This is a genomic window from Sphingobacterium sp. UBA7631 (assembly GCF_002483935.1).
Classification (GTDB): domain Bacteria; phylum Bacteroidota; class Bacteroidia; order Sphingobacteriales; family Sphingobacteriaceae; genus Sphingobacterium; species Sphingobacterium multivorum.
Map to the genome: position 1 here is coordinate 416,871 of NZ_DLIX01000010.1, position 26,554 is coordinate 443,424.

Genomic DNA, 26,554 nt, shown 5'->3' on the forward strand with positions numbered 1-26,554 from the left:
TGTAATATCTTTTACACTTACCTTTTCGCTTTCGTATTCTAACACCGAATTTTAAACCTCCATTGCCGCTGAAAAATCCGTTAAAAAAACGCGTGAAAAAATTCGATTAATTTTCTGCTATAAAAGCAATCAAATTAGGATACAAACGTTATGGTAATGTTTAAGCTTAGTTAAAGTGTTATATGACAAAAAAAGTAAATTATAGTCTCCTTTTATTGGTTAGTTTGTTGTTTTGCAATCCATTTTTGGTTAAAGCAAGCAAGCATTGTGTGGTCGAGGAGGAGAATAAGAGCAGAACCGAAGGATACAATCTTAGTTTTAGGGACAGTAAAAACAATATATTGAGCCTAAACCAGCTCAAAGGAAAAGTTGTGGTTATTAATTTATGGGCGACATGGTGTCCACCATGTCTTGCTGAGATGCCTTCCTTGGATCAACTCTATAAGGACTTTAAGGGCAACGATGCTATTGTTATTTTGGCTGTCGATATCGATGGAAATCTTAGCGCTTCGCGGAAGTTTATGGCGAAAAGAAAATATAGTCTACCGGTCTATCAATTAAATTCGGCTTTACCCAAAGAATTGAGTACCACAAGCATACCAACAACGATTATTTTGGATAAGGCTGGTAAGCTGGTCATTAAACACGTAGGTGGAATGAACTTTGGGTCGCAGAAATTCAGAAAATCCCTATTGGATTTAAGCAAGGAATAGCTTTTGGTCTTGGAGACTATAACAATATAATGGAAGATAATTTATGTTTCATTTAGCATTTATGGCATTTTCTTGCTAATTTTGCATGCTAATTGTATAAGGAGAAATTATCTATGCCGGTCAAACTTCCTAATAACCTTCCTGCCATTGAGCTGTTGAAAAAGGAGAATATATTTGTCATGAGTGATTTAAGAGCAAATGAGCAGGATATCAGACCGCTTCGTGTTTTGGTACTGAACTTAATGCCGCTTAAAATTACGACAGAGACAGATTTTATTCGTTTGCTGTCAAATAATCCTTTGCAGGTGGAAATGGAATTTTTGCGACTTGAAACGCATGTTTCAAAGAATACCCCCGAAGAGCATTTGGAAATGTTTTACAAGAGCTTGACCGAGGTTAAGGAGAATTTCTACGACGGAATGATTATTACGGGGGCTCCAGTTGAAATGGTTGCTTTTGAGGAAGTGACCTACTGGGATGAAATTCAGACCATATTCGACTGGGCAAGGACCCATGTAACATCAAGTTTGTATATCTGTTGGGCGTCTCAAGCTGCATTGTATCATTTCTATGGTGTAGAGAAGAAGCCATTAACGGAAAAACTTTTTGGTGTATTTAAGCACACTGCGTTAAACAAAAGACATCCTTTATTCCGTGGATTTGACGATGAGTTCTTTATACCGCACAGCCGCCATACAACAATTGAGAAGGATGATCTCCTGGTAAAAGAGGGTTTAGAAATTCTTTCAGAATCGCCAGAAGCCGGTATTGCTATCGTTTCTTCACGCGGGGGACGCGAGTTTTATTTGACGGGACATTCAGAATATGCTCCTTTTACACTGGATGAAGAGTATAAAAGAGACTTAGAAAAAGGGCAGGAGATTGCTATGCCGGCAAATTATTATGTTGATGACAACCCCGAAAATCGCCCTCTGGTGCGCTGGACAAGTCATGCGAATCTTCTTTTCAATAATTGGTTGAATTACTTTGTGTATCAAGAAACTCCTTTTGATCTAAAAGACGTGGTTTATTTAGGCGAAATCAAACAAGGATAATTTAATTCCTTCAAACAAAAACAGCTAAAAGAGTATTCTATTCATATGAAGTGATTAAATATGAAAAAGACTGCTTTAATAGTTTGTCCTGTTTTTTCAGTTTTTTTATTGAAAGCACAGGTTACCCTGGAAGAGAATCAAAAGCTTAAAGAAGCGAATGGGACGTTATGGTATGCTAATCCGTGGATTTGGATTGCCGGTGTCGCACTGTTTCTACTGATTTTTATCCTTGTACTACGTAAATCAACACGCAATAAAACCAAGACTTAATTATCCCCATTAATTTTAGTTGCGATTAGAATCCCAATTGTTGCATTAACAATAGAAGAACTTTGCTTAAGTTTGTGTATAGCGATAGACAAACTAAATTTTTATATGAAGAAAAATCTACTTTTAGCAGCTTTGTTGACCTGCGGCTCATTGGCGGGCCAAGCGCAAAACAACGCAATCAATGTGAGTTACATGGACAAGAGTGTTCGTCCTCAAGATGACTTTTATAATTTTGTGAATGGACACTGGATGAAAACAGTCAAAATACCCTCTGATAAAGCACGTTGGGGTTCTTTCGACGAATTGCGTGAAAACACCGATATTGCTACGTTGAAGGTCTTGCAAGAATCGCTAACTGGACAATTCCAAAAGGGTACAGACAATCAGAAGATAGGTGATTTGTATAAATCATTTGTGGATATGAAAACACGTAATAAACTTGGTTTAGAACCTGTTAAACCTTATCTTGCTAAAATTGCAGCAATTAAAAATTTTGATGATTTATACAACTATCTTGTTGAGGTAGCACCGATTGGTGGAAATCCTTTTTTTAGTGGCTATGTATATGCGCATCTTAAAAATTCCGATGTTAATACAGTATACCTCGGCGGAGGAAGTCTGGGGCTTGGACGTTCTTATTATCAAGTAAAAGATAAGAAGAACGAAGAAACGTTAACGGATTATTCAAATTATATTTCTGCACTTTATGCTAAATCAGGCCAAATTACGAAGGATTTAAAAGGTCCAAAAATTGTCGCCTTTGAAAAGCAGCTGGCGGCAAACCTTAAAACCGTTGAGCAATCACGCGATGCAAATGGGCGATATAATCCGATCGCTGTAGCCGATCTAAAAAAGATTGTGAAAAACGTCGATATTGCAAAGTACCTAAAGGATGTCGGTTTTAAGGCTGATACTGTTATTGTACCGGAAATAAAGTATTACGAAAATTTGGATCGGGTTTTCAACCCTGAAAATCTACCGGTGATCAAAGAGCTATTGACATTTCATATTTTAAATAATGCAGCGTCATATACTACACAGGAGTTAAATGATCTGTATTTTGATTTCTGGGGTCGTAAGTTAAAAGGACAAAAGGAGCAGCGTGCTCTGGACAAGCGCGGTGTGGAATTTGTCAATTCGATCGCAGGTGAGTTATTAGGGAAATTGTATGTGAAAGAAAACTTCCCTCCAAAGGCCAAAGCTGAAGCGGAAGAGCTTGTAAGCTACCTCGTTAAATCTTTCGGGCAGCATATCAAGGGATTGACTTGGATGTCGGATGAAACGAAAGTAAAGGCATTGGACAAACTGACTAAGTTTAAAGTTAAAATTGGTTACCCGGATAAATGGAAAGATTTTAGCAAACTTGATGTTGGGACATCGTTGTATGAAAATGTATTAGCTTCGAGTAAATGGGCATTTTACCAGAATTTGGCGAAACAAGATAAGCCAGTGGACAAATCTGAATGGGGGATGACTCCACAGACTGTGAACGCTTACTATAGTCCACTGTTTAATGAGATTGTCTTTCCAGCAGCGATTCTTCAGCCGCCATTCTATGATTATAAAGCTGATGCTGCAGTTAATTTCGGCGGTATTGGTGCGGTAATTGGTCACGAACTTTCGCACGGATTTGACGACCAGGGTGCGAAATACGATGGGAATGGAAACCTGAACAATTGGTGGAGCGACAGTGATAAGGCGAAATTTGAAGCAGCGGCTGATGCTTTGGTACGTCAGTTTGAGTCCTACGAACCTGTACCAGGTGTTTTTGTGAACGGTCGCTTTACATTAGGGGAGAATATTGGGGATTTAGGTGGCTCATCAGTGGCTTTTGATGCATTGCAACTCTATCTGAACGATAAGGGAAATCCTGGTTTAATAGATGGTTTTACACAGGACCAGCGCTTTTTCCTTTCCTGGGCAACGATTTGGAGAACGAAAACTACCGATGAGTTTGTGGTCAATCAAGTAAAAACTGATCCACATTCTCCAGCACAGTACCGTGCTTTTGCCCCAATCATTAACCTAGATGCTTTCCATAAGGCTTGGGATACAAAGAACGGCGACAAAATGTTTGTTCCGGTCGATAAACGTATCAAAATTTGGTAGGTTTCAGGCATGTTTAATGAAAAACGGGTGTATCTCACATGAGCATACACCCGTTTTTCATTTCTCAAGTGTAGGTTACTTCATCCATCTCAGAACCAAGTAGAATCCGATCGCCGTAGCAGATAATGTTAATGCGGTTGCCCACCATAAGGTTGTAAAACCGAAGGAATCGACAATGCTAGTCCCTAAAAGCGGCGAAAATATATTTGCAGCTGAAAATGCCAACGAATTGAACCCCATGTATGCTCCTTGTGTTTTAGGTGTCGAACGGTTAACAGAAACCGTTGCCATAAATGGTAGTGTCAGCATCTCGCCAAGGCCGAAGATAAAGAATGTGAAATATAACCACCCGAGTCCACCTGAAAAATTTAACATGGCATAAGAGCTGGCACATAAAAATGTTCCAAAGACGAGCGTGCTTATAAGCGAGAATCTTTTTTCAGCTATATGGACAATGAACATCTCCAGTAATACGATAACGAATCCACTCCAGCCGAGTAGAAATCCGATTTGGTGATCATTCAAATGGTGAACTTCTCGGTAGAAAATAGGTAACGTTGTGATCAACTGAAAGAAACAGAATGAGAAAATGCAACAAAAGATATTGAATAAGACAAAAGGCAGGTCGGTATAGGGATTTCGTGTCTTTTGAGGTAATTCGTTTTCAGCAGTAATCTCTTTTGTAGATTTAATATCGCTTCTTTTTTCTCGTTTATGAAAAAAGACAAAGAAAATCACTGCAGCGCAAAGGACGGCAAAAGAATTTCCATAAAAGATCCAATTGAATGAGATGGTGGCCAAAAATCCAGCCACCGCCGGGCCGATTGAAAATCCCAGATTTATGGCAAGACGATTCAATGAAAAGGCGCGCGTGATATTTTCGGGTTTAGCGTAACTTGCCACTGACACGGAGTTTGCAGGTCTGAAGGCATCAAAGATTAAGCTTAACGTAAAAATCATGATGGATAAGGACTGTACCTCTTTGAAATGTGGGATCAGTAAGAATAAAGGGGCCGCCAATACCAGACTTCCGAACTGAACCTTGAAGCTGCCAATCCGGTCAGTCAGCCAGCCACCAATATAGGAACCACAAACGGAGCCGAATCCATAACTCATCAATACCACACCGACCTGTTTAATGTCAAAATGTAGAACCTGGGTCATGTAGAGGCCAAGAAAGGGAATCACCATACTTCCCATTCTATTAATGAGCATCACTATGGCAAGTAGCCATGCGGCTTGAGACAGTCCCTTAAAGGAGTCGAGGTAAATCGATAAAATTCTTTTCATTGAATGACGAATCAGCGTGTATAGACCGTATAAGTTTTTACTTCATACGTCTTCTTATAGTATTGGTAAAAAAAATGCCAAATTGATTAGTCAACTTGGCATTTGTTAAAATTAGATTATATTATGCCAACATGGACTCCGGAATTGTCGGATTGACCTGATAGGTACTTGCGACCATTTGTTTCTTGTCAGACCCTGGTTCCATAATAAAGTCAATACGTCCTAGATTAATTCCAGCAAAACCGACTTGATTCACAACGGTCTTTGTTCCTTTTAAATTTGTAACCAGTGTTGGTTCATTTAAGAAGGTGTGCGTATGTCCTCCGATAATGAGATCAATGTCTGAGGTTTTGGCGGCAAGGATCAGATCCGACACCTTGTCGTTTTCATATTGATAGCCCAAATGCGATAAACAGATGACCAAATCACATTTGTGTTTTTCTTTCAATGTGCGGACCACCTTGTTGGAAACTTCAATAGGATCCAAATATTTCATTCCCCTGAAGTTATTGGGGTCAACCAATCCCTCAATATCTACCCCTAGTCCAAACACGCCTATTTTTATTCCACCTTTATGGAATATGGTATAATCTTGGGTTCTGCCCTCCAATACGGTTCCTTTGAAGTCGTAATTTGCCGTTAAGAACGGAAATTTAGCGTGATCCAGGTACTTTACAAGACCGTCAAGACCATTGTCAAATTCATGATTTCCAAATGTCCCGGCATCATAACCTAACTTTGTCATGAGGTCAAGTTCAAGTTTTCCTCCAAAAAGATTAAAATAGGGGGTACCTTGAAACATATCGCCTGCATCGAGTAATAGAAGATGTTCTTCTTCTTTGCGGATTTTATTGATCAGTGTACTTCGGCGCGCAACACCAGCCAATCCCTGATATTTCCCGCCGTCCATTGGAAACGGTTCAATACGGCTATGAACATCGTTGGTATGTAAAATTGTAAGTTTTACCTTTTTGCTCTTCGCGTCGACTTGAAAAGGAAGTGATCCCAAAGCAACTGCAGCAGAAAATCCACCAACTTGCTTGATAAAAGATCTTCGGTTAATTGATTTTAATTCTTCCATCTAATTCTGCATTTACTTTTTTGCCTTCTTTTGTTAATTCGCTCACATATTCAATCAAACCTTCACGCATGCGTTGCGGATAATTAGCCCGGGATACAGGTTGTGTCAACAGGCTGAGGTTGTCACCACCATTGGCAAGATAATCATAGGTCACTAATTTATATAACTTATTGTCTTCAATAGCTTGACCTTTGATCTTTATGTCCTGAGCTTTGTTGCCCGTAATTGTCAACGTCATTCCGGCTATAGGTTGTCCATGTGTTGTAGCAATATAGTCAGCCAGCTGACGAATCTGACTACCTTTGAGCTCGAGTATCGTCAATGTGTTCTCAAAGGGCATAACCTCAAAAATATGTCCTACTGTAATATCGCCTGCTTTAAGATCATTTCGGATACCACCTTTTGTTGCGAACGCCAAATCCGCGGGGTTATGGGCATTGTGTTCACTCATCCACAACAAGGCTTCACAAAAAAAATTGCCCATTAATGTTTCCGCTGTTTTCTCTTTTGTCAATGCCTTGTCCGCATGTCCAATCACACGATTCATCTCCGCTTCCATTTTGTGTTTGAAGGGTTCGTAGATTGACACGACTGCAGGATCAGCTTGCATATCGCTATTGATATGATATTGTTGGAAATCTTTTTGCGTTGGATGGAGTTGTTTTGTACAACCTGTAATCATCAAAAGCGAAGCGACACCAAGGCTACCAATAAAGGCAATTTGCTTCGAAATATTCATTCTTTTTAATTTAACCAAATAGTACGCAAAGTTAGCCAATTATATATGAACAAATCTTATCCAATGTTAGCTAATTTTTAAAAACAACAAAAGCTTAACATTGTTACACGTTAAGCTTTGCCCATATAATTAGAAAAATAACAACCTAATGAACTAATTCCGTCTCAGGAATATGTTTGTTGTCCGTTTGGGGATCCGCTGCTATCAAACGCTCTAAACTATTCTCCTGCTGAAGGATCTTTTTCCTTTTGCTGCGCGAGGACAGCTTGGTACGATATGCTTTCCAGTTCATTAATAGGACCGAGAATAGAATAACCGCTAGTCCAACAATTTGCAATGAGGTCACCACATGCGAAGTAAAAAAATGACTTAATATAAGTGCAATAATTGGGTTCACATAAGCATAGGTACTTACTTCCATTGCTGGACGTACCTGCAATAACCAAATATACGAGCTAAAAGCAAGGATGGAACCAAATGTGATTAAATACCCCAAGTTAAACCAGTCAATAGGTGCTACACTGCTCAGTGTAAATGATGCATATTCACCGGTAAATAGCGCCGTGATATTAAAGAGAACACCTGCGGTAACCATTTGCCAAGCAGTCTTCACCATAACATGCAGGTCCTCTTTTTCTTCTTTTTCGGATTTTTTAAAATACTTGGAAATCAATGAACCTACAGTCCAAGCGATAGAACCCAATACCAAAATAGATAGGGCAATTACCTTAAGCGTACCGTCTGTATGATCATTGGTCGCCATGATCTGTTCAGCGAAAAGCATCACAACACCACAGAAACCTAATGCTACACCAGCAACCGTGCTAATGCTGCTAAAGTTTTCTTTCCACTTGGGTTTATCCAATAAAATAAACCAGATTGCAGCGGCTGCGGCAATAATAGCGGCAACACCACCAGACACATATTGCTCGGCCCAGATAACCCCGGCCATATCGACAAAGAGCAATAAAAAACCTACGATTGCGGCCTCTTGAATAGAACGCTTGTTAAATAATCTATACCCTTTTATAGCACAATATGTCATTAGAATTGCACTGGCTGCAACAAATCGAAACGAACCCAAAATAAATGGGGGGAAACTATGCAACGCTTTTTCTATAAAGAAAAAGGTCGAGCCCCATACCACATAAATAATGAAATAAGCAACTACAACCATTAATGGGCTAGCAGCCTTTTTTTGTCCTTGCAACATGATTAAACCTCCTTTCTATTACTCAGGTATGACAACCTGCTGATCTTCCTTGACAGTCTGAAGTACAATTGTTGTCCGCGTTGAAATAATACCTTCCACTTTACTTAAGGTATTTCGCATGAGATCCACTAAACCTGTAGAATCCGCAGTTCTTACTTTAATAAGGTAACCATCGTCACCTGCAATGTCGTGTACCTCTTGAACTTCAGGGATTTCCGCAAGTGCCAACCCTACACCCTGTTCGCCAATAATATCATTGGCTTTGATAAAAATAAACGATAAAAGTTTCTGATCGACCGCGGCAGGATTGATCTTGGCACTATACTTTAAAATCACATCTTTTTGCTCGAGCTTCTTTACGCGCTCGAGGATCGCCGATGGTGCCATGCCTAATTCTCTTGCGATGTCAGCATTGTTGATCCGTCCATTATCCTGCATTAAGCGCAAGATTTTATAGTCGACCTGGTCTAAATTATATTCTACTTTTGTCATTTCGACTGCAAAGATAGGCAAAAAAGTATAAAATTCAAAATTGTATATAAAATTCTGAATATAATTCTGATTTATCGGAAATTTGAGTGAATTTTATTCTTATTTATCAGAAAGAAATCTTGACCATTTGGGCTATGGTACTGAAGGTAAGTATATTGCCTTTTAGACAGGTAGGCGTATAACTCAACAATTGTACCTTTTTCTTAATTTCAGAATAATATTACTCGTTGACAGGATGACGCCCAATCCAATCAGACAACCTAAGCACACACAGCCAAAGCGATCCAAAGCGGCGAAGTAAGAGCGACTTTGCTGTTCGTGAAGGTAGACGATAATGAGTGCCACCATGGATGTCCTTGCCACAGCCATAATATTGAGTAGCTTGCATGTAATCAATGATGCAACAATACCGATAATCATGGCATAGAGTTGCGAAATGGGAACGAAATATAGACTGAGACCAATTGCTGATCCTATAAAGTTGGATTTAGCCCGGTCGATGGCTATTTTTTTCGACTCATTCTCTTGCGGTGAAATGACCAATATAATGGAGATTAGTGTCCAGGAAACCGAATATTGGGGAAAAGATACGAAAAGGGGATAACCTATAAGGAAGCCAATCAATACCCGGATGGTGTATATAATAAAATCAGAATGCAGCGTATAGCGAAGGAATAGATTACGCATATAAGATATGAATCGTTAATTTAAATGATGTAGCGCCACAAAAATACGTGCATTGTCGGAAGGAACGAAATAAAATTGACTTTTATGGTAATTTGTTTGATTTTGCGTTTTTATGCGTTTTTTGTTTTTGATTTGGGTATTTCTTGCAATCTTCTCTTTTTCCGATGGATAAATTTGACTAAATTTGTTTCATACATAAATTCAGATTAAGTGAAAGATCAAAATCAATTAGCCTTATTAGCGTCTCAACTCAAAGGGGAGCTCTATTATACTCATGAAACGAAGGATCAAACGATGTTGCTTGCCTATTCGACAGATGCATCTGTTTATCAAGAAAAACCCTTGGCCGTAGCCATACCCGTCGATCATGATGATATCAAAAAAATAATTGATTTTGCGCGGCACAACGGTGTCACAATCATACCACGTACCGCCGGCACTTCTTTAGCTGGTCAGGTAGTAGGCAATGGCATTATCATGGATATTTCTCGTCATTTTAACCATATACTTGAACTTAATGTCGACGAGCAGTGGGTTCGGGTACAACCTGGTGTGATCCGTGACGACTTGAATAATTATCTTAAACCGTTCGGACTGATGTTTGGCCCTGAAACTTCGACTGCAAGCCGTGCTATGGTAGGTGGAATGATTGGCAATAACTCTTCGGGTCTGCATTCGATTGTTTGGGGCGATACACGACACAATTTGATTTCGGCCAATGTACTTTTGGACGACTGTTCTGAAGTGACCTTTGAAGCAGTTGATGAAGCAGCCTATTTTAAGAAATTATTATTAGCTGGTCGTGAGGGGGATATCTACCGTAATATGAATGCATTATTGACAGACCCCGAGCATTTAAGCGCCATTGAAGCGGGCTATCCAAAACGATCTATCACGCGCAGAAATACCGGTTATGCTTTGGATATCCTTGCCGATCGCTCGACACCTTTCAATATGTGTAATTTGTTGGCAGGGTCCGAAGGAACGCTGGCTATTGTTACAGAAGCGAAACTCAAACTGATGCCCTTACCACCGCAGGAACTAGGCTTACTTTGTGTTCATTTTGCGGATATGGTAGAGTGTATGCACGGTAATGTGGTAGCCTTAGCGCACAAGCCGGAAGCATCCGAATTGGTAGATAAATACATCATGGATTTTACGGTTGGGCATCCAACTTATAAGTATAATCGTTTTTTTATTGAGGGTGATCCCCAGGCTTTATTAATTGTTGAGTTTAGGGGGCAGACAGCCGCTGAAACAGAGGCAAAAGCGATGGCTCTGAAAGCGGACCTTGTAGCCCGCGGGCTTGGTTATGCTTATCCCTACATTACGGGTATTGAACAGACCAATTTGGTTTGGGATGTACGCAAGGCAGGACTGGGGCTAATTCGCAATTTACCCGGGGATAGTCAACCTGTAAATTTGATTGAAGATTGTGCGGTGTCGCCTGAAGATTTACCTGCTTACGTGCGTGATATCCAAAAACTTTTGGTGGAAGAGGGGGTGCATGCATCCTATTATGCGCACGCGGGAGCCGGGGAACTACATATTGAGCCCTTTGTGAATTTGAAAACAGCAGCAGGGAAGCGTACATTTCGTTCAATCCTCGAAAAAACCAGCGACCTTGTATTAAAATATAACGGTTCACTGAGTGGTGAGCACGGTGATGGTCGTCTGCGCGGCGAATTTATCGGCAAAGTGCTTGGTGAAAAAGTCTACAAATTGCTTGAAGATGTAAAATATATCTTTGATCCACAGGGCGTTTTTAATGCAAATAAAATTGTCAACACGCCGCCAATGGATTCTCATTTACGTTATGACAACGATAGCAACCGAACGGAAATAAAGACCTATTTCGATTTTTCTAAAGATGAGTCTATTCTTCGGTTGGCGGAGAAGTGTTCTGGTTCGGGAGATTGCCGAAAGACTGAAATTACCGGTGGAACAATGTGCCCTTCATTCATGGCTACGCGCGATGAAAAAGATACGACACGGGCGCGGGCAAATATGTTGCGTCAATTTTTAACGAATTCCCCAAAGAAAAATCGTTTCGATCATGAGGAGATCAAAGAGGTCATGGATCTCTGTTTAAGCTGCAAAGGCTGTAAGACGGAGTGTCCTTCCAGTGTGGATGTGGCCAAAATGAAAGCCGAATTTTTGCAGCACTATTATGATGAGCATGGTGCGGGATTTAGAACAAAATTAATCGCTAATTTCACCCAGTCTCAGAAACTCGGATCTTGGGTTGCGCCCATTTACAACTTTGTGGTCAAAAATGATTTCTTGTCAGGAGTAGTCAAAAAAACAGTAGGATTTGCGCCAAAGCGTTCCTTACCTACAGTCAATGGAACGACTTTAACCCAATGGGTAAAAAAACAAGCAGTGGCAAGTGATAGTAAGCGTCGGGTTTACCTTTTTTCGGATGAATTTACCGAATATAATGATGCCGAGATCGGCATTACCGCATATAAGTTGCTGACTGCCTTGGGGTATGAAGTAGTCATTCCAAAACATGTGCAAAGCGGGCGGACTTATCTTTCTAAAGGCTTTGTGAAAAAAGCAAAGGAGATTGCGAATCAAAATATCCATTTCTTAAAGGGACTAATTACGGATGATACGCCACTTTTAGGCGTTGAACCCTCCGGGATAATTACATTTCGAGATGAGTATTTAAGTTTAGTCGATGATGATTTACGTGTTGACGCACAAAAAATAGCCAAAAACGCGCTGATGATTGACGAATTTCTGTTGAATGAAATGAAAGCGGGACGTATTCATTCAGAACAGTTTACGTCGGAAACGAAAAAGGTAAAGCTTCATGGCCACTGTTATCAAAAGGCTTTTCATCTCGTTACTGTTACGGAACAGGTCCTATCATTTCCGACGAACTTTAGCGTAGAAACAATTCCTTCGGGTTGTTGTGGTATGGCAGGATCATTTGGTTATGAGGCTGAACATTATGATATCTCGATGAAAGTAGCCGAATTGGTTTTATTACCAACCATACGCCAAACAGAACCTGGTACTTTAATTGCCGCAGCGGGTACTTCTTGCAGACATCAGATTAAAGATGGTGTAGGAAGAAAATCTTATCATCCTGTGGAAATTTTATACGATGCTTTATTGAAATAAAATAAAAACATTGCTAATAGTTGTTTGTTATCAGTAATAATGGTAATATTATAAGAGCAATATTCATTAATAACTGATAACAAACAATTCAATATGTACAAGATTCAATCTATAGCATTTCTTGCGACCGCTACGGTGCTGATGGCTAGTTGCGGAAATTCCAATCAAAAGAAAACTGATGGAAGTGATACAACAACGGTGAACAAAATTGAAGGTGTAAAAATCGAACAATTTACGAATGGTTCACCGGGCGCAGAAAAGAAGAACTTTTTTCTACGTATTACAGATGAAATTAAAACGGATTCAAGCCGTATTTATATCACAAAATCTCTTTACAAACAGGATACTGTAGGAGCGAAGTTTGAGGTTGTAGATTTTATACCCGCAGGTATAATAGATGGCCAACCGAGTGATGAAGTCGGCTTTACCAAAGGTAAGATTAGAATCTCGTCGTCGGGTCAACAGTCTGACAATTTAATTAAAGCATTAGGTGATTTATTTCAAATAGCTACCACTGATTCTTTTACAAAAGATGTAATTCTTCCAAATGTGTTTTCATCCAATAAGGTGAATGCTGATTTGTCCAAAAAAACAGCGTACAGCTTTAAACTATTTTTGGACAATAAAAAAGCTGCTCCAGCGGAGCTCTTCTTTAATGTAGACACCTATAAGCATTCGATCGAGTTTTCGGAGAAAGATCCTTCGTTCCGGGCTGGATTATTGTCAGCGTTGACCGGTAAGTAGTGAAGCTGTGACTTGTGCCGCTACTTCGATGCGCCCTAAGTTATATGCTCAGATGTAGTGTATAGATTGATCATAAAATAAAAACGGCTAGAAGCTATCTAGCCGTTTTTATTTTATCTAAAAAAGAGATAGATTTGTACTAATATATTTAGTTTGAAATGAAACGATCCGGAACCGCAGATCTCCCATTACACTATGGAAAAGTACCAGCGTGGCTTTACGAACGTATGGCTTTGCTAGGTCGCTCCATTGTTGAAGTAATATTAATGGATTATGGTAAAGACGAGGTTTTGAGAAGACTGGCAGATCCCCGCTGGTTTCAAAGCTTTGGTGCTGTTCTCGGCATGGATTGGCATTCTTCAGGGATCACAACGGCTGTTATGGGGGCATTAAAACGCGCTATTAATCCCGATGCGAAATCTTTAGGACTATATATCTGTGGGGGTAAAGGCAAGCTTTCCATGCAGACCCCACAGGAACTACTTCGGCTTTCGAACGACATGGGACTAGATGGCAACGACTTGATTCGCAGCAGTAAGCTTGTTGCTAAAGTGGATAACACCGCTATTCAGGATGGTTACCAATTATATCTCCACAATTTTATCGTGACGGATAATGGCAATTGGTCGGTCGTGCAGCAAGGTATGCATGAAAAGGATGGAACTGCCCGTCGTTACCATTGGCATTCTGAAAAGGTCAAATCGTTCGTTGAAGAACCACATGCGGGTATCAGTGGTCCTTCACAAGGTATTATCCTCAACTTGACAGCTGCAGAAGCGGCGGCCAATAGAACAGGTATTATGACGATCGTAGCGGAGGATTCAACTCAAGTGATGCAAGACTTCGCTAAACTTATTATGCCATCCCATCACGATGTCCGTGCTTCGGACGTTGACTTGAAGAGGCTAGGAGCGATGTTGTACGTGGCTCGAGAAAGTCAACCAAGCCATTTTGAAGACTTATTGCTTTTAAAAGGAGTTGGGCCCCGTACGTTACAGTCATTGGCTTTAGTCAGTGAGGTAATCCACGGTGCGCCTTCACGGTTCAATGACCCCGCTCGATTTTCCTTTGCTCATGGCGGGAAAGATGGGCATCCTTTTCCAGTTCCTTTAACCATTTACGATGAAAGTATTCAAATTTTGCAAAAAGGCATTGAAAAATCTAAACTGGGTTACGGTGAAAAATTAAAGTCGATTAACAAGTTGCACCAGATTGTCTTGGATAGCGAAAAAGATTTTCAGCCACAATTTGATATTCAACAAATTATAGCAGAAGAACAGCGAGATTCTTGGAAATATGGTGGCAGAACAGTCTTCGGAGATGCACAACCCTTGAGAACAAATGGTCGGGGTTTGCAATTGTCACTTTTCTAGCGGAAATCTACGAATTGTAATTGTTTTGTTAAAATGTGTTAAAGATCGTTAAAATTAGTTGTACGCTAGTATATTTGCTCCGCAATGAAAGCGGTTGTTACGATATTCTTATTCTTATGCTTCTTATTTATCAGAAGCAGTAATAGCCATGCCGTGCTCATTGAATCCGACCGACCAACTGTTAGTTTTATGTATCAGCATAATCATGCTGATGTACAGCAGTATATTGACGCATCAGTTGACCACATCGATCCGCTATTTTACGGTAATATTCACAGTGATAATCCAGTTATCGAGGAATTTGATGCCGAAAATTTTCAACTGACCAAGGATTTGCAGGTGACATCCCAATTTGTTGCGCTGCTACTTTTTGCTATTGTCCTTTTTGTTTTCGTTTTTCGATTTGCAAAGAAGATACCTTTTTGCAATTTCATAGCCTATCTTTTCCCTCAAAGATACGTTCTTCAACAAAACTGGAGAATTTAAAATATACCCTTCGAAATTTCATATGCTTTGGTGGATATCCTAAGGGATGCTCTGCTCAGTCGTAATCGATTTGTACAATCTATGAACAAGTCGGAACGACCATAAACCAAAGTAGAGGTCATTTCACCAACCAAGACAACAAACAATCAAACTTATTTTTTTAATTAGACGCTTACAAATGAAAAGAGTATTTATGCTCGCTAGTTTGGCTATTACCTTATGCCAAATCGGGTGTACTTCCAAAAAGGAAGAAAAGGAAGAAAAAGAGAAATTTACAGCGACCTCTCCGGTGCAAATGGACACAACTATCCGTAAGGACTTTGTTTCCCAGATTAGGTCTTTCCGAAATATTGAGCTTCGGGCTCAGGAAAAGGGCTATCTCGAGCAGATTTTCGTAGATGAAGGACAATTTGTCCATAAAGGGCAATTACTTTTTCGGATTATGCCGAAGATGTATGAGGCCGAATACCGTAAATCTTCGGCAGAAGTTAATGTAGCAGAAATTGAAGTTCAAAATACAAAAACGCTTGCCGATAAAAATGTCGTATCGCCCAATGAACTCGCGATGGCTAAAGCAAAACTTGAGCAAGCCAAAGCTGAGGCTGCGATTGCAAAATTACATCTCTCCTTTACAGAAATCAGGGCACCTTTTGACGGAACCATTGATCGGATTCCATTGAAATTGGGAAGTTTGGTGGATGAAGGTGAATTATTGACAAGTCTGTCCGACAACAGTGAGATGCTGGTTTATTTCAATGTCTCCGAACCTGAATATTTAAGTTATCAAACTAACGTGAGTAAACGTGGAGATACTCATGTCGGCTTGTTGCTTGCCAATAATGAGTTGTTCGCTCAAAATGGTCTTGTGGAGACCATAGAAAGTGAGTTCAACAGTGAGACGGGAAATATTGCTTTTAGAGCGAAATTTCCCAATCCAAACCGTCTATTAAAACATGGCGAGAGCGGCAAGGTGGTGATGAACTTTCCGCTGAAACAGGTTTTAATTATTCCACAGAAAGCGACATACGAAATGCAGGACCGTAAATATGTGTATGTAATCGATAAGGAGGGCAAATTAAAAGCCCGTCATATCACCATTGGTAACTCCCTACCAGATCTGTATGTGGTAACGAGCGGACTTCAAAAAGATGATAAATTTTTGTTGGATGGTATTCAGAAAGCAAAAGAGGATGATAAAATCAGCTACAGCTTTGTGCAACCTAAAGACGCCATCTCAAATTTGAAGTTAAAAACAGAATAGATCCCTTACAGTTAAATTACTATGTTTAGTCGTTTTATAAATAGACCAGTACTTTCGATCGTGATATCACTGATCATTGTGTTCTTGGGTGTGCTTGCTATGGTACAGCTTCCTGTAACACAATTTCCGTCAATATCGCCACCGAAGGTGAACATCACTGCCGAGTATCCTGGAGCCAATGGTGAGTTGATGATTAAATCAGTTATCATTCCGCTGGAACGTGCGATCAATGGGGTTCCTGGAATGAAATACATGGCTTCCGATGCCGGTAATGACGGGGAAGCAAGTATTCAGGTCGTATTCAACCTAGGAACGGATCCGAATCAGGCTTCTTTAAATGTACAGAACCGCGTAGCCTCTGTGGTTAACAAGCTTCCGCCAATTGTGGTCCGTGAAGGGGTGAAGATTACACGTGAAGAATCCAATATGTTAATGTACATCAATCTCTACAGTAAAGACAAGGAGCTTGATGGAAATTTTATGTATAACTATGCGGACATGAATATTGTCTCCGAATTACGTCGGGTAGACGGTGTCGGGGTGGCAAATATTCTTGGAACACGCGAATTAGCGATGCGTATTTGGTTGAAACCTGATCGTATGACAGCCTACAAGATTTCTGCAGAAGAGGTGATGAAAGCCTTATCCGAGCAAAGTTTGGAAGCTTCACCAGGTAAAGCCGGGGAGTCGTCTGGTATGACCTCCCAGTCTTTTGAATATGTATTGAAATACCCGGGGCGTTTTACAACTACGGAAGGTTATGGCAATATCGTTTTACGTGCGGGTGAAAATGGTGAAATGTTACGTTTAAAAGATGTTGCGGAAATCAAATTCGGTTCGGCGATGTACGATATCTACTCTACACTGAATGGAAAACCATCTGCAGCGATTGTCTTAAAACAATCCTATGGAAGTAATGCTTCTCAGGTAATCCAAGACGTTAAAAGCAAAATGAAGGAATTGAAAGCTTCCTTTCCGAAAGGGCTGGATTACGAAATTAGCTATGACGTATCAAAATTCTTGGATGCATCCATGGAAAAAGTAGTCCATACTTTATTGGAAGCATTTGTGCTTGTTGCTATTGTGGTTTTTCTATTCTTAGGAGATTGGCGTTCGACATTGATTCCGACCATTGCAGTACCGGTTTCCTTGGTGGGATCGTTTTTGTTCATGCAGTTTTTTGGCATTACCATCAACTTGATCACATTGTTTGCACTGGTGCTTGCCATAGGTGTGGTTGTGGACGATGCGATTGTGGTTATTGAAGCTGTCCATGCTAAAATGGAAGAGCTTCATATTTCGGCCTATAAGGCGACCAAAAAAGCGATGCACGAAATCAGTGGTGCCATTGTTGCGATCACATTCCTTATGGCGGCGGTTTTTATTCCGGTTGCCTTTATGTCTGGCCCCGTAGGGATATTCTATAGGCAGTTTTCCATTACCATGGCTACTTCCATCATCTTATCGGGTGTTGTGGCATTGACACTCACTCCGGCTTTATGTGCGATTATGCTGAAGAATAACCATGGAAAGGCAAGAAAGAAATCCATTATCGATAAATTCCTGGATTCTTTCAACAGATTGTTTGATAAGATGTCCAACAAATATGTTTACTTGTTGAAGGGCATAGTGGATAAGCGCGTTTTTACATTTTTAGTATTAATTGGTTTTTGTATTGGCGCATATTTTTTGAATAATGCTGTTCCTGCAGGTTTTATCCCCAATGAAGATCAGGGGATGATCTATGCTATTATTCAAACGCCGCCAGGATCGACATTGGAACGGACCAATCTAGCGGCCCAGACATTGCAAAAAGAAGCTGAAGACATTGATGGTGTACAATCGGTATCTTCATTGGCTGGTTATGAAATCCTGACTGAAGGAACCGGGGCAAATACAGGTACTTGTTTGATCAACTTGAAAAGCTGGGAAGAACGTAAAGAATCCTCGCAGGAGATCATAGAGCAACTGGAGGCCGCTGCCAAAAATATCCCAGGAGCGTCTATCGAGTTTTTCCAACCGCCGGCCGTACCGGGCTATGGTGCTGCGGGTGGATTTGAGCTTCGTCTTCTGGACAAAGCAGGTTCTGGCGACTACAAGAAAATGGAAACGGTAAGTAAGGATTTTGTGCGTGAATTGAACAAAAGGCCTGAATTATCGTCTGTATTTACCTTCTATAGTGCAAGTTTTCCGCAGTATATGTTGCATATCGATAATGATCTCGCGCAACAGAAGGGTGTTACCATTGATAATGCACTGAATACGCTTTCGACTTTGGTGGGCAGTAATTACGAAACGAATTTCATTAAGTATGACCGTCAATATAAAGTTATGGTTCAGGCTTTGCCGCAATACAGGGCTTTGCCGGAAGATATCTTAAAACTATATGTGAAGAATGATAAAGACGAAATGGTACCATTTTCAGCATTTATGCATATGGAAAAGGTTTACGGTCTTTCTGAGATCACCCGGCACAATATGTATATGGCATCTGAAATTTCGGGCTCTGCCGCACCAGGTTATAGCAGTGGTGAAGCAATTCAGGTGATTAATGAAGTCGCTGCCAAGACCTTACCACGAGGCTATGGCATTGATTGGGCTGGTATTTCCAAAGATCAGGTAGGTCGTGGAAATCAGGCAATTTATATCTTCTTAATTTGTCTCGGTTTCGTTTACTTGATACTTTCCGCTCAATATGAGAGCTTTATTATGCCCTTTGCGGTGTTGCTTTCTTTACCAATCGGAATCTTTGGGGCATTTCTACTATTGAAGTTATTGGGATTGGAAAACAATATTTACGCGCAGGTTGCTTTGGTCATGCTTATCGGTCTACTTGGTAAAAATGCCGTGTTGATTGTTGAGTTTGCCGCTCAACGGCATTCGCAGGGATTGAGTATCATTGAGGCTGCCTTGGACGGTGCAAAAGTAAGGTTTAGACCTATTTTGATGACATCATTTGCTTTTATCGCCGGGTTGATTCCCTTAGTTATGGCTTCAGGCCCAGGTGCAATTGGAAACCGTACGATCGGTACAGCGGCAGCGGGAGGTATGTTGTTTGGGACGGTTTTTGGTATTGTGGTGATACCGGGCTTATACTTTATCTTCGGGACTATTGCCTCCAAACGCAAGCTTATTAAACACGAAGATGAAAATCCATTAACTGAAGAACTTGATAATAATGACTAATCGCAGAAAAATACAATGGGTCATTGCATTTTCGCTTTCAGCAGCAGTGACGGGATGTAAGGTTCCCAAAGCGACACAAATACAGGAGAATAAATTCGTTCCGAAGCAGTATACAGATGTAGCTCAATCAGATACAACGAATTCAGCGTCGGTTAAGTGGCGTGAATTTTTTACGGATCCAAATTTAGTTGTATTGATCGATACAGCGTTGAAAAACAATCAGGAGCTGAATGTTACTTTGCAGGAGTTGGCGATCGCAAAGAATGATATTCTTTTACGAAAAGGAGCATTGAAACCCACTGTTGGTTTACGTGCCGGAGGTGGTGTTGAAAAAGTTGGACGATACACCAGTCAGGGGGCCGGTGATGCCAGTACAGAAATTGCCCCTGGAAAGGAAATGCCGGATCCACTAGGAGATTTGACCATTGGTGCGTATGCCAGTTGGGAAATCGATGTTTGGAAAAAACTGAAGGACTCCGAACAAGCAGCACTGAACCGTTATCTTGCTACGGTAGAAGGGAAAAATTTTGTCTTAAGTAGCCTTATTGCCGAAGTTGCCCGTTCGTATTATGAATTATTGGCATTGGACAATCAGTTGGCTATTATCAAACAAAATATCGAGCTTCAGGACAATGCGCTTTCGGTAATCCGATTGCAGAAACAGGCTGCTCGTGTAACAGAACTGGCGGTTCAAAAGTTTGAAGCCGAAGTGTTGAAGACCAAAGGTATGGAATTTGAGACGCGGCAACAGATCAAAGAAACTGAAAACCGTATTAATTTTCTATTGGGACGTTTCCCACAAGAGATCAAACGTGACAAAAGCAATTTTGTCGATCTGATCCCGGCGAAAGTTCAGACAGGTATACCGAGCCAACTACTAAGCAATAGACCTGATATTCGTGAGGCCGAGTATGAGCTCGCTGCCGCGAAGTTGGACGTACAGATCGCGCGGAAAGAGTTTTATCCTTCTTTGGAGATTTCGGCTGCTCTGGGTTTACAGGCATTCAAGCCTTCTTATCTATTTAAGATGCCTGAATCAGTTTTGTATAATCTAATAGGGGAGCTTGCAGCACCTTTGATCAACAAAAATGGGCTTAAAGCGGAATTTAATACAGCCAACGCGAAACAAATACAGGCGGTATATAATTACGAGAAGACGATTCTGAATGCTTACTTAGAAGTCTCTACACAACTTTCTAATATTGAAAACCTCGGGCGCAGCTACGATTTCAAAACAAAACAAGTTGAGGTTCTGAATAATTCCGTGTCTGTGTCAAATGATCTCTTTAAATCAGCGAGGGCAGACTATATGGAGGTTTTAATGACACAACGCGATGTACTGGATTCAAAACTTGAATTGATAGAAACAAAGAAGCAGCAGCTCAATGCTGTTGTCAATATCTATAAAGATTTGGGAGGAGGCTGGAAGTAAGTTGTTTGTTTGAATGGACCCCGCTAGGCGGGGTTCTTTTTTTATAAGCCTATGCAAACTTCTTTCTTGTGAAAATAGAATAAATGCTTATTTTTAATCCTTATTTAATCTATTGTATTTGTTTTATGGAATCACAAGAGTATATTCTTATCAATGATGACGCTGAAAGGGGCGTTTTTTATAAAAAAACCTATCTTCATGTTGCGCTTTCGATTTTAGCATTTATCGTTTTGGAAACTTTGCTGATCAAATTGATCCCTTATGATTTTATCGTTTGGATGGTTAGCGGAAAATTTATTTGGTTGTTCTTATTGGGATGTTTTTGGTTGGGCTCCACACTTTCATCAAGATGGACACTTTCGCAAAGCCGTCAAACCCAATATTTAGGCCTAGCATTCTATATTGTACTGGAGGCAATCATCTTCCTGCCGATGATTTTTATGGCGGTATTTATGACCGAAGGAATTAGTGTCATTTATCAGGCAAGTATAATGACTTTGGCCTTGTTTACCGGCCTTACTGTCGTTGCATTTGTATCCAATAAAGATTTTTCATTTCTCAGAAATATCCTGGTGATTGGAGGCTTCTTATCTTTGGGGGCAATTGTTGCTGGAGCTATTTTTGGTTTTGAACTTGGATTATGGTTTTCGGTTGCCATGATTGCACTTGCTTCTGGAAGCATACTCTATCAAACTCAAAATCTGAAGTATAGTTACGGCAACGAACAATATGTAGGGGCAGCCTTGCAGCTATTTTCATCAATCATGTTGCTGTTCTGGTACATTCTACGAATTTTAATGCGCAGAAGATAAATTTTGTTCCTTTTAAAAATGAGAAAAAGTGGTTAAAGTAAAGTTTATTTTAACCACTTTTTTTTGCATTGTATAGTCGCTATTCTAGTCTATTTTTTAAGTTTTTCAGACCCTGATCGAAGTCTTTATTCATATTCATAAATAAGTTCATAAAGTTCCATGGATATGGCGATTTTCCTGAAATTCCCCAGGTCACCAAAGTTTGATTAGGCGAGATCTCTTTTAAGATGAAATAACCCTTGGCTGGTTCACCCATACCGAAATCGAGGGCCGTTTCAATTGTTTCGCCCTCGACGATTTTTGTAATGGTCTGTGAACCTTTACCGACTTTCTTACCATCCCAGCTGGATTTATAGCCGACTTGACCATCTACACCCTGTTCAGTTTTTTTCATTTGCGGGTCTGATAGTTGCCATACACCAAAGTTATCTTGGTTCTTAAGCATTTTCACGTAGTTGAACACTTCCTGCTTTGGCTTATTGATTGTTATCTCACTCTGGGCCGAGAAGTCTTTACTGACGAAGATTGCAGTAATTAAGGGAATAGCGATGATGATCGCCAAAACAATTAGGATTTTTTTTAGGATTTTCATAATCATGCATTCATATTGGTTTTCCTAATAAAGATAAAGGATAATCGGGATTTTTATTGGAAAAAACAGGAATATATTTAGCAATGAAAAAAGCCTCTTCCAATATTGAAAGAGGCTTTTTTGTAATCAAAGCGTAGCACTACTTTAATAGTTCTAAATGGGTGCTGATGCCAATTCTATTCCACGCATTTATGGTAATGATCGCCATAATAATCTGTGCAATCTCCTTTTCTTCAAATATTTCTTTTGCTTTTTGAAAAGTGCTTTCTGTCAAACCCTTTTGATGTATCAATGTGATCTCCTCTGTCATCTCCAACAAAATCTGTTCTTCCTTAGTGAATAGATTCGTTTCCCGCCAGGCATTTAATAAAAATATCCGTTGTGGCGTTTCACCATACTTCAGCGCATCCTTCGTGTGCATATCTAAGCAAAAGGCACAGCCATTGATTTGAGAAGCACGTATTTTTATGAGTTCCTTTTGAATTGGATTTAAAAAAATATCATTGAGATAGGTTTCCAATCCCATCATCGCCTTATAGGCTACCGCATCTACTTTTGCAATATTCAATCGTGTGTTCATTGTTTTAAGTTTTGATAAGACAAAGTTGCGATTAGTATACGCTAAAAAAATTAAACTGGTTTAAGAATGGAAATTTTACGTATGAAGACAAGCCTCCATTCAATCGATATACAGCTATAGTAGCCTAGTTTGATACAATCAGGTAATAGTTGTCGGGGTCACGCAGGATAAATTGATCCTTTAGCGAGTTCTCATTGTAATGTATATCTTTCTCTATGAATGCATTTAACAAAGTAGCGTTTTCGAAGATTTGCTGTAAATTGTCTACTCTAAAGAATAAAATAAATCCATTCCCCGCATGTTTTTGATCTTGCATAGTAGGGTGGTCGTGCTCACCCCATTTGTGTAAACAGAGAATGACAGTCCCGTTATCCGTGAGAATTTCAAATGTTTCGCCGCCATGTTGACTGGTACAGCCCAAAAGCTTTTGGTAGAATAGCGAGCTTTTGGAGACGCTCTTTACAGCAATTATGGGTTCTGTTCGTGTCATATGATTTTGAAAGGTTGAAAATCTAATTAAAGAGGCCCAGCGATTTCTCTTTTACCAAGTCCAATATCATGCGATATGCTGCAACAGAGTTGCCATGTTGATCCAATGCTGGACTGTAGGCCCCTATACCCATTTTATTCGGTACACTTACTGTGATTCCGCCACCAACGCCCGATTTACTTGGAAGTCCGACAGTTCTGGCATATTCGCCACTAAATTCGTACATCCCTGCAATGAGCATTTGTGATTGAACTAGCTGAGATAGATCTGGGTTATAGTATTGCTTATTTCCATCATAGCGCACGCAATGATGGGCAAAAAAGAAACCTATTTTAGCCAGATCCTCCGCAGTTATCTCAATGGAGCACTGCTTAAAATAATTATTGAGTTTGTCTTCACCTTCACCATCAATGAGTCCATTGTTGCGCATCAGGTAGAACATGCCTCTGTTTCGATTTCCAGTCTCCCGTTCCGAATGGTATACAGATCTACTGTAATCGATTTTTTCATTATTCGTTATAAAGCGAATCATATCCCTTATTTTAACAAAAGGTTCCTCACCTGTTCCTTTAATAAGCGATGTCGTTAAAATGGCGCCGGCGTTCATCATCGGATTGAGCGGTTTACCCGATGTTTCCAAATTCGCAAAATGATTGAAGGGTTTATCTGTTCCATAGTATCCCATTTTATTAAAAACAACTTCCTCGCCATTTTCCAATACAGCAACCATCAAGGAAACAATTTTTGAAATACTCTGAATTGTAAATCTTTGTTGTACATCTCCGATACTAACGATTGTTCCATCACTATTTACCACCGAAAGTGCGATAGATGCTGCATTGGCTTTACTTAATTCCGGGATGTAATCAGCCACTTTACCTTCTTTGAATGATTGCCTATTTTTATCCAATATTTTATCCAATAGCGCTTTATCAATGATCGCGCTCTTAGTACTGCGCTGGTTTTGAATGTTGTTTTGAGCAAACGATACAGTAATTGATCCGGAACATATCAAACCTATAATACAGGCTACCAACCTGACATTTTTTCTCATTTTTTCAGTATTTGTTTGTTCCAAAGATAGGGAACAGTGTATTAAAAGAAAAGAGGTGCCAAATAAGTAACATTTTAGCACCTCCATCTAGTAGGTCATCCTTTAGGCTGCATTTGGAGCTGGATCAACATTCCAACCGGAAAGTATACCGCCATAGAAAAAGAAGGTGACGTAAAAATTCTTTTTGCTCACCTGATCAGTAACCAGGTATTTTTGAGTTACATCGTATGCATCTATTTTTTTATATTTTGATAATGCTATCGGGCTGGCAGCAGGATTTTCTGAGCGTACCAAATCTTGTATCTTTTGGTTGATTAATTTCATAATACCTTCTTTTTTGAAAGGATTATTTTCGATTTTCACATGTGCCGAATGGGTTAAAGTTCCATTATTTTGCGCTTTTTTAGCTTTCGCAGCAGCTGTATAGTTTTTAAATTTTTCCCTTATCTGCGGATCTTTTAAGCTATGGATGGTAAAAATAGAAATTCCCTGCGCACCATTATTTAGCGCCTCATCCATATCGGCAAATATTTCTTCATTATTTTTAGCCATCAATCCACAATATAGCGTCGTATTTGCTCCTTTATCGCGCACATTTTCTAATGTACAATCTCTAATAAAGCTTGGATCTTCTGTATAAAAATTGCTGTATACCATCGGAAAAACAACATCCAAATTCCACTTACCCCAATCTTGGCGCACCATACGAGAAGCCATTTTGGGAGTCGGAAATGGGGATGCAGCCATTGTTTTACCATGGGAGTGAACGATGTCTGCAATCATATTGGCGATATCGGTTATCTGATCGCAACGAAATTGGCGCCATTTTAGATCTTTCGATGGATCTTTTTGTGCTCTCGGATCATAACCATACTGTTTCTTGAACTTCGCTATTGCAATTGGATGGTAACCGTAATCCCAAGCTGGGTATTCACGATCTTGAACAATATTGTATTTAGGCCAAAGGGTTGTAGGGAGGACAACATCCACGTAGCGATTATAGTCAATAGAAATCCCCTCCAATCCCTCGACTTCACAATAGGATTCGATTTTTTTACGGATATACTCTTTTACTCCGGGCACAACAGGTGACAAAAATTTATAATAACCAACGTATGCAGTGGTATCTGCCAGACTTTTACCATTTCGATTGACGCTGAACCAATCCGGATGTTCTTGGAGTATTTTATCCCTGTCATGTTCCAAGTTCATCGTCCAAAGCCACGCGATAACTTGGATGCCATATTTTTTTGCAATGGGAATTGCTACCCGATACTCGTCTGGACTGGCGGCATTTAACATTACGCCATCGATTCCTAAATAATTCATCTCACGGCAAATTGAATCAAAGTTTGTTTTGGCGTTGTAATCTAGCCAAGTCCAAAACATGGCGGGTTTTTCTTTGTCAGCAGCGTGGCTTGTGGTTATTGAAAAACCCTGAATGATCAGGAGAAGCAGGCAAATAAAACATGTCTTGATTAATTTTTCTTTCATAATATTTATCGATTCTAAAAATTGCATACCATAATTTACGCGCGAAGTTTTCAGTGAGTTCAATGGCTCCTTAAAAGATCAATCTGCGAATTTGAAAATTAGATTAGTTTAATGTTCGTCCGTGAAATTACACAAAAACATGGAATTTACACGATACCATTTTAGAATCGGACTGGTTTTCTTACAGTTATTAAATTATATTAAAATAACAAAACATTTTCTAATGTTATCTGTTGTTACTACAATACCAAATCGAAGAAGTAACATTA

General features: G+C 39.9%; 23 protein-coding genes. 12 read left to right on the top strand and 11 right to left on the bottom strand.

The genetic code is table 11. The features are described from left to right. Positions 1–182 precede the first annotated feature (182 nt). The 4 genes from B3P16_RS18170 (at position 183) to B3P16_RS18185 (ending at position 4,147) form a co-directional block, all read left to right on the top strand. The gene (locus B3P16_RS18170) at positions 183–713 is read left to right on the top strand and encodes a TlpA family protein disulfide reductase (protein WP_070564020.1); all 531 of its coding nucleotides are present in this window, start codon (positions 183–185) and stop codon (positions 711–713) included. Positions 714–826: 113 nt separating this feature from the next. Further along, entirely contained in the window at positions 827–1,768 is a 942-nt protein-coding gene (gene metA / locus B3P16_RS18175) for a homoserine O-acetyltransferase MetA (protein ID WP_112374108.1), read from the top strand. 60 nt (positions 1,769–1,828) lie between these two features. Next, positions 1,829–2,038, top strand: coding sequence for a hypothetical protein (locus tag B3P16_RS18180; RefSeq protein ID WP_046673330.1), 210 nt, complete (start codon positions 1,829–1,831; stop codon positions 2,036–2,038). 105 nt (positions 2,039–2,143) lie between these two features. Further along, positions 2,144–4,147, top strand: a complete 2,004-nt coding sequence (locus B3P16_RS18185; RefSeq protein ID WP_046673331.1) for a M13 family metallopeptidase — start codon at positions 2,144–2,146, stop codon at positions 4,145–4,147. A gap of 75 nt (positions 4,148–4,222) precedes the next feature. Here B3P16_RS18185 and B3P16_RS18190 read toward each other — a convergent pair whose 3' ends face one another. From B3P16_RS18190 to B3P16_RS18215, 6 genes are all read right to left on the bottom strand, one after another. Continuing rightward, positions 4,223–5,437 (bottom strand): MFS transporter, encoded by a 1,215-nt coding sequence (locus tag B3P16_RS18190; protein WP_070564026.1) that lies wholly within the window; start codon positions 5,435–5,437, stop codon positions 4,223–4,225. 121 nt (positions 5,438–5,558) lie between these two features. Beyond that, complete coding sequence (locus B3P16_RS18195; protein ID WP_046673333.1) at positions 5,559–6,518, bottom strand: bifunctional metallophosphatase/5'-nucleotidase; 960 nt, start codon at positions 6,516–6,518, stop codon at positions 5,559–5,561. Then, complete coding sequence (locus B3P16_RS18200; RefSeq protein ID WP_236560201.1) at positions 6,496–7,257, bottom strand: 5'-nucleotidase C-terminal domain-containing protein; 762 nt, start codon at positions 7,255–7,257, stop codon at positions 6,496–6,498. Before B3P16_RS18200 ends, B3P16_RS18195 begins: the two co-directional genes overlap by 23 nt. Before the next feature lie 145 nt (positions 7,258–7,402). Then, positions 7,403–8,470, bottom strand: a complete 1,068-nt coding sequence (locus B3P16_RS18205) for an EamA family transporter (RefSeq protein ID WP_070564029.1) — start codon at positions 8,468–8,470, stop codon at positions 7,403–7,405. An 18-nt stretch (positions 8,471–8,488) separates the two neighbouring features. Next, on the bottom strand, positions 8,489–8,962 hold the full coding sequence (locus B3P16_RS18210; RefSeq protein WP_046673335.1) for an Lrp/AsnC family transcriptional regulator: 474 nt from the start codon (positions 8,960–8,962) through the stop codon (positions 8,489–8,491). Positions 8,963–9,145: 183 nt separating this feature from the next. Continuing rightward, the gene (locus B3P16_RS18215) at positions 9,146–9,649 is read right to left on the bottom strand and encodes an FUSC family protein (RefSeq protein WP_046673336.1); all 504 of its coding nucleotides are present in this window, start codon (positions 9,647–9,649) and stop codon (positions 9,146–9,148) included. A gap of 210 nt (positions 9,650–9,859) precedes the next feature. Between B3P16_RS18215 and B3P16_RS18220 the strand changes: the two genes are divergently transcribed. From B3P16_RS18220 to B3P16_RS18255, 8 genes are all read left to right on the top strand, one after another. Next, complete coding sequence (locus tag B3P16_RS18220) at positions 9,860–12,781, top strand: FAD-binding and (Fe-S)-binding domain-containing protein (protein WP_070564032.1); 2,922 nt, start codon at positions 9,860–9,862, stop codon at positions 12,779–12,781. Positions 12,782–12,874: 93 nt separating this feature from the next. Further along, complete coding sequence (locus tag B3P16_RS18225; protein WP_046673338.1) at positions 12,875–13,525, top strand: hypothetical protein; 651 nt, start codon at positions 12,875–12,877, stop codon at positions 13,523–13,525. Positions 13,526–13,683: 158 nt separating this feature from the next. Further along, positions 13,684–14,898 (top strand): DUF763 domain-containing protein, encoded by a 1,215-nt coding sequence (locus B3P16_RS18230; RefSeq protein WP_286843811.1) that lies wholly within the window; start codon positions 13,684–13,686, stop codon positions 14,896–14,898. A 189-nt stretch (positions 14,899–15,087) separates the two neighbouring features. Then, positions 15,088–15,384: a hypothetical protein gene (locus tag B3P16_RS18235; RefSeq protein WP_070564037.1), complete on the top strand. Its 297-nt coding sequence runs from the start codon at positions 15,088–15,090 to the stop codon at positions 15,382–15,384. Positions 15,385–15,562: 178 nt separating this feature from the next. Further along, on the top strand, positions 15,563–16,645 hold the full coding sequence (locus B3P16_RS18240; RefSeq protein WP_046673341.1) for an efflux RND transporter periplasmic adaptor subunit: 1,083 nt from the start codon (positions 15,563–15,565) through the stop codon (positions 16,643–16,645). 21 nt (positions 16,646–16,666) lie between these two features. Then, positions 16,667–19,831: an efflux RND transporter permease subunit gene (locus B3P16_RS18245; protein ID WP_286751920.1), complete on the top strand. Its 3,165-nt coding sequence runs from the start codon at positions 16,667–16,669 to the stop codon at positions 19,829–19,831. Further along, positions 19,824–21,263: a TolC family protein gene (locus B3P16_RS18250; RefSeq protein ID WP_286843812.1), complete on the top strand. Its 1,440-nt coding sequence runs from the start codon at positions 19,824–19,826 to the stop codon at positions 21,261–21,263. Before B3P16_RS18245 ends, B3P16_RS18250 begins: the two co-directional genes overlap by 8 nt. A 125-nt stretch (positions 21,264–21,388) precedes the next feature. Next, the gene (locus B3P16_RS18255) at positions 21,389–22,075 is read left to right on the top strand and encodes a Bax inhibitor-1/YccA family protein (protein WP_046673344.1); all 687 of its coding nucleotides are present in this window, start codon (positions 21,389–21,391) and stop codon (positions 22,073–22,075) included. Positions 22,076–22,154: 79 nt separating this feature from the next. Here the strand turns inward: B3P16_RS18255 and B3P16_RS18260 are convergent, their stop codons facing one another. The 5 genes from B3P16_RS18260 to B3P16_RS18280 all read right to left on the bottom strand — a co-directional run bounded on the left by B3P16_RS18260 (position 22,155) and on the right by B3P16_RS18280 (position 26,285). Next, positions 22,155–22,667, bottom strand: a complete 513-nt coding sequence (locus B3P16_RS18260; RefSeq protein ID WP_046673443.1) for an SRPBCC family protein — start codon at positions 22,665–22,667, stop codon at positions 22,155–22,157. A 139-nt stretch (positions 22,668–22,806) separates the two neighbouring features. Next, positions 22,807–23,247 (bottom strand): carboxymuconolactone decarboxylase family protein, encoded by a 441-nt coding sequence (locus B3P16_RS18265; RefSeq protein WP_115048720.1) that lies wholly within the window; start codon positions 23,245–23,247, stop codon positions 22,807–22,809. Positions 23,248–23,371: 124 nt separating this feature from the next. Next, positions 23,372–23,737, bottom strand: coding sequence for a glyoxalase (locus tag B3P16_RS18270; protein ID WP_070564049.1), 366 nt, complete (start codon positions 23,735–23,737; stop codon positions 23,372–23,374). A 22-nt stretch (positions 23,738–23,759) separates the two neighbouring features. Then, positions 23,760–24,791 (bottom strand): glutaminase A, encoded by a 1,032-nt coding sequence (gene glsA / locus B3P16_RS18275; RefSeq protein ID WP_070564052.1) that lies wholly within the window; start codon positions 24,789–24,791, stop codon positions 23,760–23,762. 102 nt (positions 24,792–24,893) lie between these two features. Continuing rightward, on the bottom strand, positions 24,894–26,285 hold the full coding sequence (locus B3P16_RS18280) for a hypothetical protein (protein ID WP_070564513.1): 1,392 nt from the start codon (positions 26,283–26,285) through the stop codon (positions 24,894–24,896). Between the last annotated feature and the right edge of the window lie 269 nt (positions 26,286–26,554).

Coding starts and splice junctions, on each gene's coding strand:
- B3P16_RS18170 (WP_070564020.1), top strand. CDS start 183: ATGACAAAAAAAGTAAATTATAGTCTCCTTTTATTGGTTAGTTTGTTG.
- metA (WP_112374108.1), top strand. CDS start 827: ATGCCGGTCAAACTTCCTAATAACCTTCCTGCCATTGAGCTGTTGAAA.
- B3P16_RS18180 (WP_046673330.1), top strand. CDS start 1,829: ATGAAAAAGACTGCTTTAATAGTTTGTCCTGTTTTTTCAGTTTTTTTA.
- B3P16_RS18185 (WP_046673331.1), top strand. CDS start 2,144: ATGAAGAAAAATCTACTTTTAGCAGCTTTGTTGACCTGCGGCTCATTG.
- B3P16_RS18190 (WP_070564026.1), bottom strand. CDS start 5,437: ATGAAAAGAATTTTATCGATTTACCTCGACTCCTTTAAGGGACTGTCT.
- B3P16_RS18195 (WP_046673333.1), bottom strand. CDS start 6,518: ATGGAAGAATTAAAATCAATTAACCGAAGATCTTTTATCAAGCAAGTT.
- B3P16_RS18200 (WP_236560201.1), bottom strand. CDS start 7,257: ATGAATATTTCGAAGCAAATTGCCTTTATTGGTAGCCTTGGTGTCGCT.
- B3P16_RS18205 (WP_070564029.1), bottom strand. CDS start 8,470: ATGTTGCAAGGACAAAAAAAGGCTGCTAGCCCATTAATGGTTGTAGTT.
- B3P16_RS18210 (WP_046673335.1), bottom strand. CDS start 8,962: ATGACAAAAGTAGAATATAATTTAGACCAGGTCGACTATAAAATCTTG.
- B3P16_RS18215 (WP_046673336.1), bottom strand. CDS start 9,649: ATGCGTAATCTATTCCTTCGCTATACGCTGCATTCTGATTTTATTATA.
- B3P16_RS18225 (WP_046673338.1), top strand. CDS start 12,875: ATGTACAAGATTCAATCTATAGCATTTCTTGCGACCGCTACGGTGCTG.
- B3P16_RS18230 (WP_286843811.1), top strand. CDS start 13,684: ATGAAACGATCCGGAACCGCAGATCTCCCATTACACTATGGAAAAGTA.
- B3P16_RS18235 (WP_070564037.1), top strand. CDS start 15,088: ATGTATCAGCATAATCATGCTGATGTACAGCAGTATATTGACGCATCA.
- B3P16_RS18240 (WP_046673341.1), top strand. CDS start 15,563: ATGAAAAGAGTATTTATGCTCGCTAGTTTGGCTATTACCTTATGCCAA.
- B3P16_RS18245 (WP_286751920.1), top strand. CDS start 16,667: ATGTTTAGTCGTTTTATAAATAGACCAGTACTTTCGATCGTGATATCA.
- B3P16_RS18250 (WP_286843812.1), top strand. CDS start 19,824: ATGACTAATCGCAGAAAAATACAATGGGTCATTGCATTTTCGCTTTCA.
- B3P16_RS18255 (WP_046673344.1), top strand. CDS start 21,389: ATGGAATCACAAGAGTATATTCTTATCAATGATGACGCTGAAAGGGGC.
- B3P16_RS18260 (WP_046673443.1), bottom strand. CDS start 22,667: ATGAAAATCCTAAAAAAAATCCTAATTGTTTTGGCGATCATCATCGCT.
- B3P16_RS18265 (WP_115048720.1), bottom strand. CDS start 23,247: ATGAACACACGATTGAATATTGCAAAAGTAGATGCGGTAGCCTATAAG.
- B3P16_RS18270 (WP_070564049.1), bottom strand. CDS start 23,737: ATGACACGAACAGAACCCATAATTGCTGTAAAGAGCGTCTCCAAAAGC.
- glsA (WP_070564052.1), bottom strand. CDS start 24,791: ATGAGAAAAAATGTCAGGTTGGTAGCCTGTATTATAGGTTTGATATGT.
- B3P16_RS18280 (WP_070564513.1), bottom strand. CDS start 26,285: ATGAAAGAAAAATTAATCAAGACATGTTTTATTTGCCTGCTTCTCCTG.